The following is a 12,870-nucleotide window of genomic DNA, read 5'->3' on the forward strand; positions in this document are numbered from 1 at the left end:
ACAGCGAATGTCTTTTTCATGTTCATCATTCTCCCTGGGGCTTCTAGCGCAGCCCCCTTGACCTAGGAATAGGTCACTAGGCAACCAATTGGTTGCCTTTTTTTATGTCTATGTTTTATATGTAAAATAAATGTAGCTGCTACCCAGCGACTCAATTTGCTGATGTCAGCAAGCCCAAAAATAAATTTAAAATTTTTTAGCCGCCAACTGAACTTTATCAAAAGGTCTTAGTCTGACTATATGTAAGGATTAACAAATCCGCTTTGATGCAGAATTGATTGCTAAATGAAAAGTTTAGCAAAGGATTAAATGGATAAAACCCGCCGTTTAATTCAATGAAACAGTTTCAAGTTATTGCATAGAGTCGAATTGGTTGGTCGTTCATCATCATCTCCCTTTTGGGAAACAATCGAATACACGCTAGCGCACTGCATTCCTTTGTCTCCTACTTTGATTCTTTTATGGCAACCTTAGGTTGCCATTTTTTTATCTGTATTTTACCCCTTCAGCATTCTATCCAGTTGCACTTGAATCGAAGGATGGTATCCCGCCCGCGCATTGGCATAGATTTGTTGTAACTCCGCGTGGTATCCCGCAACCTGCAATTCAGCATAAAGTGGACGGACAAACTTACCGCGGCCAATGCGCTGTAAATACGCACTTAAGGCGGGCAGCACTGGATCATAATGATTGCGGATAGCGACCCTAAACCAATCGCAGGCAATTTCAGCGTTACTAGACTCGGTGAACTTAAAGGTATCGTCCAAATCCATGAGTTGTACCTGCGACACCACTTCGGGCAATTGAGTCAAAAAGTATTGCCAATGGTGGACTCGCCAGCCCTTAACTTTAAGCTCGCTGGCCGCTTTGCCCTGTAAGAAGTCATCCAAGGCGCTATCGACCTTATCTAAACTTCGTGATGTGGGCCCCACATAACCTTGCGGTAACCCTTCGCCATAAATCCATTCCAGCAGCTCAGCTTCGCTAATTTTATCGGGATAGGCTTCAACTAAAGCGACTTTCGCATATTCCACAAACACTTCTGTGGTGATCGCCTTAAAGGCAAAGTGCTGCACATAGGCAAACAGAAACTTATCAAATTCGACGCGACCGAGGCGATGCTCTAGCTCATGGACGAACATCGATGCCTTATCGTAGGTAAAACGGTTAAAGGCCAAATTAGGATCGGCCTGCTGCACATTCGCGGGCAGGGTTTGCCTGTGGCGCGGTAACATGGCCATTTCTTCGATTAATCGGCCAAATTCAATGACCCATTCCAGCTCGGCCTGCTCCTTACCATAAACGGCTTCGACAATTCGATTGGTGAAATAGGTTGTAAAGCCTTCATTCAACCAGAGATCGCGCCATGTGGCATTGCTCACCAAATTGCCCGTCCACGAGTGTGCCAACTCATGGGCCACGGTCGACACTAAGCTTTTATCCCCCGCAATCAGGGTTGGGGTTAAAAAGGCTAAACGCGGGTTTTCCATGCCACCAAAGGGAAAGCTCGGTGGCAAGATGATCATGTCATAACGCCCCCATGCATAAGGGCCTAAGAGCGATTGCGCCACATCCAGCATATGCTCAGTATCGGCAAACTCAGTAGCCGCGGCCTCTAACATGCAAGGTTCGGTATACACGCCGCTGCGCGGACCTATGGCTTGAAAGGCTAAGTCGCCCACCGCTAAAGCCAGCAAATGGGTGGGAATGGGCTTTTCCATCTCGAATTGGAATTGCCCCTCGAGCGGTGTATCCGGGTCGTTCATTGCACTCATCACGGCACGCATGCCCTTTGGCACCTCAAGGTGCGCATCGAAGGTTATTCGCACCTTTGGCGTATCTTGCAGAGGGATCCAACTGCGAGCATTAATGGGCTGAGACTGACTAAAGAGATAAGGTAATGCTTTGCCCGCTGTTTGTTCAGGTGTAAGCCACTGCAGCCCTTCAGCCTCCGGCGAGGTGTGGTAGCGAATGCAAACTTGTTCGCACAGCTCTTGGGGTAACTGGATGACTAATTTCTGCCCGAGAATCTCATCAGCCGCTTCAAGATGAAATGCCAGCGCCGTTTCATCCTCAGTCGTGACCGATAAAATGTGTAAGTCGCGACTATCGAGCCATAACTCGCCAACCTGTGATTCTAGATAGCGCAGCGACAGCGTTGCCTTCCCCTGCAAACGACGAGTCACAAAATCGGCTTTAAGCGCGAGGGATAAGTGCGTGACCTGTACTTGGTCGCTATTAGCAAATGAATGGTAATCTTGGTTGTGATCCCAGTTTTGGGGTTCAATTGGGACTGGTTGGTTTTCTGGCGGCATTTGTTAAGCGACCTGTTATCGGTAAATGAGCTAATCCTATTATCGGTCGCTGATTTACTCCTGCGCAATCGAATAAACCTTTCCCGCATCCGCATTTTGTAACATTGCTTGAGTCGATAACGTGCCATCATCGACTTGAGTTAAGCTGTAAAAATAAAATTTACATATTTTTCAATGCATAAAGGTTATAAGGAAAAATATTTTCGAAAATTTTCTATTTTTGCTGAACTAATTTCACGCCCTTGAGTCAGATATTATGAACCGAATCTTTGCAATGAGTTTCTTCGTTCATCATCATTCTCCTTTAGATGGTTTCTAGCGCGACCGTCCCCGGATTCCGAATTGGAATTTACAGCAACCTTATTAGGTTGCTTTTTTTATGCCATTTTTTCAGTCTTGAGCTGCAATGAATCTTCCCAAAACAAAAAGGGCCTCCGAAGAGACCCTTAATGGTTTAGCGATTAAGAATTAGAGGCGGATGCCTAACTGTTCTAAATCTTTAGCAACTACGCTCTTAGGCAGAGTCACATAACCGTCTTTTTCTACCACTTGCTGACCTTGCTTAGACAGCACATAACGGATGAATTCTTTTTCCATTGGTGCTAAGTCTTTGTTTGGTTGCTTGTTCACGTAGACATATAAGTAACGTGATAATGGGTAAGTACCGTTAGCAGCGTTTTCTGCAGTCGCTTCGATAAACTCGTTACCTTTCTTCGCGATGGCAACGGCTTTCACGCCAGCAGTTTTGTAACCGATACCAGAGTAACCGATAGCGTTCAGTGATTGAGAAACTGACTGAACTACAGAAGCAGAACCTGGTTGCTCGTTTACGTTGGCCTTGAAGTCACCTTTACACAGAGCGTGCTCTTTGAAGTAACCGTAAGTACCAGATACTGAGTTACGACCGTACAGTTGTACGTCTTTTGCTGACCAGTTACCGTCAAGACCTAACTCGCCCCAACGTTGGATATCGCTGCTACCACACTTGTGAGTAGAAGAGAAAATGCCGTCAACTTGTTCAACAGTTAACCCTTTGATTGGGTTATCTTTGTGTACGAATACCGCTAAAGCGTCAATCGCAACACGAACTGCTGTTGGCTTGTAACCATAGTGCTTTTCGAAGGCTTCTTCTTCGTTAGGCTTCATCTTGCGGCTCATTGGGCCGAATTGTGAAGTACCTTCGGTTAACGCTGGTGGCGCAGTAGAAGAACCAGCAGCTTGAATTTGGATGTTGACGTTAGGATACATCTGTTTAAATTCTTCAGCCCACAGTGTCATCATATTGGCTAAAGTATCTGAACCTACAGACGAAAGGTTGCCTGATACACCACTTGCTTTCTCGTAAGTTGGCAGAGATTGATCAACAGATGCCATTGCAGTGGCAGAGAATACACCAGCGGCTGTGAGGGTCATCGCGCCGACAAGCTTTTTCAGTTTCATTATGTGCTCCAGTAATAAGCTAACTAATTTCTAACTTAAGTTTCTTCAGACGCAGCCAGTATCAATCGCTACAATGACAATTCTATGTCCAAGATGTGACACTTAGATGACAAAACACATTTTTCGTATTTTTTTGCAAAAAAGGTCATCACCCAGTACTGATAAAAACAAAACAGGCCCTAATGGCCTGTTTTAAATATAAAAATAAATTAAGTCTGCGCAGCCGTTATTTTTTACGGACGATTAAATGGTGTGGGATCACAAAGCTAAAGGTGCTGCCTTTACCTAATTCACTACTGATATTGAGCTCACTGTGGTGGTGACTCAGGGCATGTTTCACAATAGCTAAACCAAGGCCACTGCCACCGGTTTGCCTTGAGCGCGCACTGTCGACGCGATAAAAGCGTTCGGTTAAGCGACTAATATGCTGCGGCGCAATTCCCTCGCCCGTATCCGTCACACTAAAGAGGCCTCCAGTTGCCACACTGCGCCATTGCACGGTAATTTTGCCGCCGGGCTCTGTGTAGCGAATCGCATTCGAAATCAAATTAGAACAAGCACTTCTAAGCTGTAACTCATTGCCATGGGAGTTGAGTCCCGCCTCGCAATGGAAACTCAGTTCGTACTTATCCTGCGCCAGTGCCTTGGCCTCTTCCTTCAAGACCTCCATCAACTGCGCCATATTCACCGTATTCTCAAGGTTAATATCGACCGCATCTTCGATGCGCGATAACACCAACAGCTGCTCCACCATCGACTGCATTCGCCGTGTCTGTTGCTGCATTAGGGCTAAAGGCTTGGCGTTCATCGAATCGGGTTCGGCCATGCTTTGCATCATCTCTAAATAACCCTGCAATACAGTAAGCGGGGTTTTCAGTTCGTGTGACACATTGGCGACAAATTCTTTACGCATGCCCTCGAGTTGTCTTATCCGCGTAATATCACGGGCGATCAACAGCAGCTGCCTATCACCATAGGACATGATGCGAATTTCGAGCAGTCGCCTATCCGATACAGGTGAGGCCAACTCTAATGGATCTTTATATTTCCCCGCCTTAAGGTAGGCAGAAAAATCTGGGTGACGGATCAAGTTATCAATCCGTTGACCATTATCCTGTGGCCAGACAAAGCCTAAAATCAGCTGCGCTAACTTGTTACACCATAAGATATTGTGCTCTGAGTCAAGCACGACTGCCGCATCGGGCAAGGCCTCGGCGCCTTGGCGAAAACGTCCGAGTAAGGCGGCTAATTGGCCGACTCGGCGACGATTTTTACCCTGCAAACGGTATATGCCGTTAAACACCCCTTCCCAACTGCCACTGCCCTGGGGAGGTGTTAATTTTCTATCACGCCATAACCAATAATTGAGACGAGCTAACTGACGGTAATGCCAGAACACCAGTCCTAGCAATCCAATGATAAGTATCCAGAGGGGTTTCCCTACCAATAAACCAATTAGCAAACAAAGCAGTAAGAACACCGCTAAGCGCGAAAACAACCGGTACCCTGAATAAGAGTCGAACATAAGTAAACCCAGACATCAGGCTAAATAAGAGGAGCACAAGATAGCTTAAAAGCTAACCTGTGCCTATCTCTTATTTGGCACTAAATGCGTGTAGAGAAACGATAACCAGCCCCACGAACCGTTTGAATGAGACGGTCATGACCCGACTCTTCGACCGCTTTACGCAGGCGACGGATGTGCACATCGACGGTTCTGTCTTCTACATACACATTGGTTCCCCAGACGTTATCGAGCAGCTGTTCGCGGCTGTAAACACGTTCAGGGTGTGTCATAAAGAAGTGTAATAAACGGAATTCCGTTGGCCCCATATCGAGTACGGTATCGCCAACACTCACCCTGTGGCTCACGGGGTCGAGTAACAATCCTTGTACATCGATGGTTTCTTCGAGGCGGGTCGGAGCGCTACGGCGCAACACTGCCTTGATACGCGCCACCAGCTCCTTGGGTGAGAAAGGTTTAGTGATATAGTCATCGGCGCCCACTTCGAGGCCCTTAACCTTATCTTCCTCTTCACCGCGAGCGGTTAACATAATAATGGGGATCTGACGGGTAAACTCATCCTGCTTGAGGCGTTTGGCCAATTGAATACCACTTCCACCAGGAAACATCCAATCCAACAAAATCAGATCGGGGTAAGGCTCCTTTAGCAGCGCAATGGCCGAATCAAAATCTTCCGCCGCAGAGGTTGTAAACCCATGCTGTTCCATTACAAAAGTCAGCATCTCACGGATGGCTAACTCGTCTTCTACTATCAATATCCTTGCAGTCATAAGTGATTTTCTGTCAGTGAATGTCAACACGGCTATTATTAGTCATTTTTATTACAGATTTATGAATTAGCGTACTACTTAAGCGATATAGTCGCGATAATTGTCATATTAAGTTTATATAACTGTTTGTTTATCGCAATAAAAAAGGAGGCCTAAGCCTCCTTAATTCAACCTTAATGCTGAGATTAGAACTTGTGTTCTAAGCCAACACCGATGTATTTGTCATCGTCGTTAGACGCTTCCATAGAGCGGTTAGTATAGAAAGCAAACACTTTCGTTGGCTTACCTAAGCTGTAGTCCGCACCCACTGACCATGAATCACCTAAGTCTTCCATGTCTTGGTATTGGGCTTTTAATGTCACAGCATTGATATCATAAGCAGCACTTAACAGGTAGCCAGTCGCACTGTCTGCAGACACCTCAACTGGTTGGCCCGTTGTTGCATTGTATTTGTACGTTTGTTCCTGCTGCTGATACATACCACCCAATGTGATGCCTGCTAACTTGGTTTGTAAGCTAGCGCGCACGATTTCATATCCAGACACATCAGAATCGTAGGCAAGGGCTGCATAGACAGCGGTTTTCTTTAACTTAGCGTCACCATACATGGCGGCAGCACTGAAACCATCTTGAGCAAATTGACTTTTAACATCATTACCTTCCGCAACATAAGTGACACCAAACACAAAGTCACCAAAGGAAGGGGTTAAGTAAGTTGCCGTTTGCGCAGCACGAACTTCACCTTTAAACAATTTAGCCAGGTCACCAGAATTCATAAAGTCATTGAATTGGTCAACACCACCTTGAGAAATCTTCAGCAAAGTATCGTTACGACCAACAGAGAACGAACCAAAGTCGCCTTTTAAACCAACAAATTGATTACGCGCAGTAAAGTTGTCGCTTGATGCATTACCAGTATCTACTTGATACTCAACAGTATAGAAAGCGGTAAGTGAACTTGATAATTCGAAATCACCCTTCACACCAAAACGAGAAGCATTACTTTGAATAGTTGTTGTAGCGTCACCATTCTCATCGTTTGATTGAGCGCTAACATTCAACTTACCATAAACAGTCAGTGGCTCAGCGGCATAAGCAGAAGCCAGAGTTGCAGAGGCTAGCGCAGAAGCAAGTAGAGTTTTACAAAAAACGTTCATCATTTAATCCTTTCGACGTTATGTTCGTCTTGGTTATTGGTTTGGAACGACCGAAAGTTTGCAATGAATCTGTTTCAGTTTTATTTCAATTGTGACAACTTAGGACTACCACCATAAAACCGCACCACCTACAAAAGACAAAACCCATTAACACCAAGGGTTATAGCTGAGTTTTTCTCAATGTTACATTTTGATGAATTCTGCAACTAAGGCAAAATTTAACGATTTCAGGTAGGTTTACCCCGCCGCAACTATGCCGTAAACTGCGACTTTATTTTTCCAATGAGCGCATCTTATGTGGTTTAAAAATCTTACTCTTTATCGTTTCAATAAACCTTTTTCCATCGAGACAGAAGCACTTGAAACCGCACTTGCCGATTTCACATTTTCCCCGTGCGGCAGCCAAGACGTCAGCAAATTTGGGTTTTCCAATGCCTTAGGTAAACAGGGCAGCACCTTAGTGCACAGCGCCAACAATCGTCATCTAATCTGTGTCACTAAAGAAGAAAAAATTCTTCCTGGTCAAGTGATTAAAGAATCATTAGAAGAAAAAGTGGCACAAATTGAAGACGAAGAAAATCGTAAACTCGCTAAAAAAGAAAAAGATGCGCTGAAAGATGAAATCATCACTAGCCTATTGCCACGCGCCTTTTCGCGTCGCAGCCAAACTCGCGCGCTGATTTTACCTGAGTTGGAAATGATCCTCGTTGACAGCTCTAGTGCCACTAAGGCCGAAGAATTATTAGCTTTATTACGTAAGGCCTTAGGCAGCTTGCCTGTGATCCCATTAAGCTTTAAAGCGCCAGTTGAATCCAACCTCACTCAATGGTTAAAGGACGGCAGCGCGCCCTTACCCTTTGAAATGCAAGATGAAGCCGAGTTGAAATCGGCCGCCGATGAAGGCGGTATCGTGCGCTTTAAGCAGCAAGATCTAAAAGAAGATGAAGTACTTGCCCACCTTGAAACCGGCAAAGAAGTGCATAAACTCGCCCTGCACTTTGGCCAATCGATTGCGCTACTGCTGCAATCCGATGCCAGCGTAAAACGCTTAAAATTCTCCGAAGAATTTAGAGCGGGTAATGATGAGCTAGGGAATGAAGATCCAATGGCGCGTCTCGATGCCGACTTTGCCTTAATGGGCAGTGAGTTAGTGGCGCTGATGCACGCACTGGTTTCGGCATTAGGTGGCCTTGAAGAGACTCAAGCTTAGCCTTAACGCTTAAGCAAGCTGATAAAGCACACAACCATATTTAGCGAAAGCGCCAAACGAGCTTAAGTGAAATTAAGCGAAATAATCTAAAAAGGCGCCGCAGTGGACTCAGTTCACTGCGGCGCCTTTTTAGTCTCTATGACAGAAATAACACGTTGGCAGCGATTCGAGTGAACCAACCTCTATGGCCACTCACTCAAATCGCAAACGAACTAGCTTTTCGTCAGCAGCTCACCCTTATTATCGAACGGCCAATCAATGCCAAGCCAGGCTTTGAAGAAGGCTTTTTGCTGCTTAGTCGCCTTTGCATCGCCTTTTAGCACTAGCTTACCGCTTTGTTTCTCACCTAAGGTTAACGCCACTTGCTTGATTTTGTCGTTGTTAAATAAGGTGATTTCAACTTTATCACCCACTTTAAAGTCTTTAATGCGTTTATCAAAACCTTGTGCCGTGACCTTTAAGCCATTAATCGCGAGGATCTCATCTCCTGCCACAATACCGGCCTGCCAAGCGGGGCCATTACGCAAGACTTGAGAAAGCACTAAAGAGCCATGCTCGCTACTTAAGGTCATGCCCGTAAAAGGCTCAGCTTTAGAGTCTTTACCATAGGACATCACTAAACCTGCCTGAGACAACAGGCCTGAAAACTCAAGACTTAGAGGACTATTCACATGGCTCTGCCACCAGGGGCCATAATCCTTACCCGATAAGTCCTTCAGTATTTGCTGCACATCGGCCACAGTGTAACCCTTAGGCACGCGGTAATCCTGATAGAGTTTACGATGAACATCGCGATATGAGTGGGCAAGATTCGAGTCAGTCAGCAGGGAGAAATCCAGCGCCAGTGAGGCTAGATAACCTTCAGAGTAAATATTCACACTATGGTTAATGGCATAATCACCACCCGTGCTGCTCCACTCTCCTAAACTGGCCTCGGCCACAGATTGAATTTCGCGTCCGGGAGTCAGCTCACTCTTCTCAATGCGTTTAGCGAGATCTTCTAAAAACTCCTTAGGCGTCATCACTCCTGCACGCAGCAGTAACTGACCTTGGAAATAACTGGTCGAGCCCTCGGCAATCCACAAAAGTTCGGTCATGTTTTCATGCTGATAATCGTAAGGGACCAAACCCGCTGGACGATAGGCTTTAACGTTCCAGGTATGGATAAACTCATGGGAGGCTGTGCTGATAAAGCGTAGGTAGTCCTTACGCTCGCGAAAACTAAACCGAGGCAGTTGGATGACCGTCGAGTTCAAATGTTCGGTTGCGCCACTCGCGCCGCTAGTGGCATGTACCATATACACATAACGATCAAAGGGATAACCATCCCAAATCGCCTTGGCTTGACCACTCAGCGCGGTTAAATCTTTCACCACCTTGTCGGCATCGTAGTTGCCTTCGCCCCACAGTACTAACTCATAGTCTTTACCATTGGCACTGAAGGTTTTGTGGGTGCTCACGCCGGTTTCGATGGGCGAATCAATCAACACATCATAATTAGGCGCCACAAAGGAATGCGCCGCGTTGCCTGACGACATACCCGAATAACTTTGCCAGTTCTCGGGAACCGTTAACTGTACTGCGACAGCATCGGCTCGAAATTGCGGGCTATACATAAATACGCCACTGGCATCTAAATAGGCGTGGGTAGCATCGATATGACGCACACGTTGACCTAATTCATTGGCATAGAGCTGATAATTCACTGTCACACTTGTGGGCTTATCGAGGACAATTTGCCATTCACCACTGGCGGTGCGCTTCCATGGCAGCGCGTTGCCTCGTGCGTCGGTGGCGCTAAATAAACGCACACCGTCAGATAAAGGTAACACTTGGTATTTGCCCGTACGCCACACGGGAAGATTGACATTGAACTCACCCGCTTTAGCCTCGGGGAAGGCCACACTCACCTTCGCAAGGTGATGTTCTGGTTGGCTTAAATCAATTTTGTAATCGACATCGGCAAATACGTTAGCCGACCCTAATACACTTAATACCAAAATAGATAATCTACTGGGTTTCACTCTGACTTCCTTCCGTCTTCTGTTATTATGCTTCTTATATTTTTTCCAAGTATAACAAGTCGATGTAGCATCCTCATTAGGCGCTAACAAAAGCTAACAAAATAAGTTCCTTGACTTAGGGAATATAGGGCCACCTACACATGCATAAACTCATTGTTATTTTCGTGACCTTGTTGATGTCTATTTCTTTTCAAACCTTGGCTGCCGATCTTGAGGCCGAAGAAATAGAATTGCGTGAAACGCCGCAGAAGATGTATGACAGACTTAACCAGTCCATCTCTTTTCCTATTGCCTTTAAGAATCGTCAACAATTTGAACGTGCCGCCCAAGAGCAAGGCTACAGCAGTGATGAATTCGAGCATATTCTGCAACTGCTTGCGCGGTTAAATCTCGAACCAAATGTGAAATCCAAGGTTGGCTTTCAAGACGCCAATAGCCTGATTGAATTACTGGCAAGCATAGCGCAGAGTCCCTTCGAACAAGCCACAGTCGCTATGCTCAAGGGGCGTTATATCGGCCGTACCGAACAAAAATACCAAGAGGCCATCGCATTTTATAATGAGGCGCTAACACGGATTAACGACAGTTATGATGTGGAATCCATGCTGCTAAAGCACACCATTCATGAACATTTAGGCGGTTTGCACCTCGTTATCCGCCAAGATGTGCCCGCATTAATGCATTTTCATACCTACCGTGATATCGCCTACAAGCTTAGAAACGACTACCTTATCGCAGCGGCCGAATCGAAACTTGGGCATTATTACAATAAAAATCAACAACTCACTAAGTCATTGCAGCACTATAGCGAAGCGATTCGCCTGTCTAATCGCTCCAATTATCCTTCGATGAAAACCCACCTGCAGCTGCAACTGGCGAAGGTGTATCGGGATTTAAAACAATGGGATGAAGCCTTAAAGAATGCCCATGAGGCTGCCGCAGGTTTCAAAAAACTGGGCAACGACACTTATTTATCAAGCTGTATGACGGTCATCGCCATGGTGTATGGCGAACAAGGTGATTGGAACCGCGCCATCGATTACTACCTGAATGCCCAGCAGCTCGACGCCAAACGCGGTAACTACATCGCGCAAGGGCTAAATTTTCACAATCTCGGCCAAGCCTATTCGCACCTACATGATGAGGTAAACGCCCTCAAATACTTATTGATGGCGAATCAGATATTTCAAGAAAAACAAAGCCATCACTATTTAGTCTATAACGAACTGCTTATCGGTGAGATTGCCCAATCGAAGGAAGATTGGCCGCTGATGATGAGCCACGCCGAGAATGCTTTGGCTCTCGCCAGTGATTTAAAACTGCAAGATGAGCAAAAATCGGCGCTGACACAAATCGCCCTGTCTGCGGAAAAGCTCAACGACCAAGCTAAAGTGATTAGCACACAAAAGCGCATTATCGAATTGAGCGAAGCACTTGAAAGCACAGCCAAAGATCCATCGGTTTCCGCCTCAGTGCTGGCCGAGCAGCAACTCAAGCTCGAACTCAGCATGTTGCAAGGCAAACTGAATGATGCGGTTGAAACCACTAAAAATACTAACAAATTGCTCGCCTTTAGTGGCCTGATTGCGACGGTACTCTTAGTGGGGATCATCATACTGCTCAATCAGCGCCGTAAACACAAACGCCAAAACGCCATGCTGCAGCAGTTAAGCCTCGAAGAGCCTTTTACCCACCATCAGGGATATGCCGCGCTATTAAAGGATCTCGCCCAAAGCACAGCGAATGCGCCCACAACCGCCCTCGCCTTAATTGAATTTCGCGAGCATGTCAGTACCGATCTGAATCACGGCCAATATTTTGCCAATGCCATTACACGCCAATTAACTGGCCATATCACTAATGCATTGTCGATGCCCGTGTATGTGATCCGTCAGGGCTTGTTTGCCGTAAGATTTACCGAGGCAGAAGAACCACAGCGGGCGTTACAAACACTGCGGGCACAGCTGGATACCAAAGGCATGGGCTATCATTTTAATTTAGGCTGGATAAGCTTACCGCTGTTGACTAAAGCAGAAATCAAAATAGCCCCTAAATTACTGTTTGAAACCCTGCAAATGGCACTCGCAGGCGCGCGCAGTTTACCAAATGACACTAGCCATTATGTGAGCCTTAGAGCCTTAGATTTTGTGCCACCGACACTCTTTGCCGATCCGCTATTTTTGCACCTCGAAAAAGGGATTGAACGCGGCCTGATAAGGGTCGACACCAGCGCAACCAAAGACGACATCATTTGGCCATGCTGGGAAAATAACCAAGATCGACATTTATTAGAAAATATTTGATCAATATCGACAATTAATCATCGTGGCATGGGGAAAGCAATTTGCACTCTACCGCCATTGTTATAACATTAGAAGCATATGAGTTTACCGCTAATCTGGACAGAGGACGTCATGCTTGTTAGCCCT

The 12,870-nt window shown here is 46.0% G+C and carries 8 protein-coding genes; 2 read left to right on the plus strand and 6 right to left on the minus strand.

Going from position 1 to position 12,870, the window contains the following annotated elements:
• Positions 1–497: 497 nt before the first annotated feature.
• The 5 genes from N5E87_RS14700 to N5E87_RS14720 all read right to left on the minus strand — a co-directional run bounded on the left by N5E87_RS14700 (position 498) and on the right by N5E87_RS14720 (position 7,210).
• A complete protein-coding gene (locus N5E87_RS14700; protein ID WP_086902325.1) occupies positions 498–2,315 on the minus strand; it encodes a M1 family metallopeptidase in 1,818 nt (605 codons plus the stop codon).
• A gap of 468 nt (positions 2,316–2,783) precedes the next feature.
• On the minus strand, positions 2,784–3,755 hold the full coding sequence (locus N5E87_RS14705) for a phosphate ABC transporter substrate-binding protein PstS family protein (protein WP_011626766.1): 972 nt from the start codon (positions 3,753–3,755) through the stop codon (positions 2,784–2,786).
• A 226-nt stretch (positions 3,756–3,981) separates the two neighbouring features.
• Positions 3,982–5,280 carry a phosphate regulon sensor histidine kinase PhoR gene (phoR, locus tag N5E87_RS14710; protein ID WP_086902324.1) on the minus strand — a complete coding sequence of 433 codons (1,299 nt, stop codon included), beginning with the start codon at positions 5,278–5,280 and terminating at the stop codon, positions 3,982–3,984.
• An 80-nt stretch (positions 5,281–5,360) separates the two neighbouring features.
• Complete coding sequence (phoB, locus tag N5E87_RS14715; RefSeq protein ID WP_011623460.1) at positions 5,361–6,050, minus strand: phosphate regulon transcriptional regulator PhoB; 690 nt, start codon at positions 6,048–6,050, stop codon at positions 5,361–5,363.
• A gap of 185 nt (positions 6,051–6,235) precedes the next feature.
• Positions 6,236–7,210: a porin gene (locus tag N5E87_RS14720; RefSeq protein WP_176370283.1), complete on the minus strand. Its 975-nt coding sequence runs from the start codon at positions 7,208–7,210 to the stop codon at positions 6,236–6,238.
• 292 nt (positions 7,211–7,502) lie between these two features.
• On the opposite strand from N5E87_RS14720, the gene rdgC reads away from it, so the two are divergent.
• On the plus strand, positions 7,503–8,417 hold the full coding sequence (gene rdgC / locus N5E87_RS14725) for a recombination-associated protein RdgC (RefSeq protein ID WP_086902322.1): 915 nt from the start codon (positions 7,503–7,505) through the stop codon (positions 8,415–8,417).
• A gap of 212 nt (positions 8,418–8,629) precedes the next feature.
• Here rdgC and N5E87_RS14730 read toward each other — a convergent pair whose 3' ends face one another.
• Complete coding sequence (locus N5E87_RS14730; protein ID WP_279775371.1) at positions 8,630–10,441, minus strand: PDZ domain-containing protein; 1,812 nt, start codon at positions 10,439–10,441, stop codon at positions 8,630–8,632.
• 140 nt (positions 10,442–10,581) lie between these two features.
• Between N5E87_RS14730 and N5E87_RS14735 the strand changes: the two genes are divergently transcribed.
• Positions 10,582–12,744 (plus strand): tetratricopeptide repeat protein, encoded by a 2,163-nt coding sequence (locus tag N5E87_RS14735; RefSeq protein WP_086902320.1) that lies wholly within the window; start codon positions 10,582–10,584, stop codon positions 12,742–12,744.
• Positions 12,745–12,870 lie beyond the last annotated feature (126 nt).

Source organism: Shewanella sp. GD03713 (genome assembly GCF_029843705.1).
In the GTDB taxonomy this organism is placed as follows: Bacteria; Pseudomonadota; Gammaproteobacteria; order Enterobacterales; family Shewanellaceae; genus Shewanella.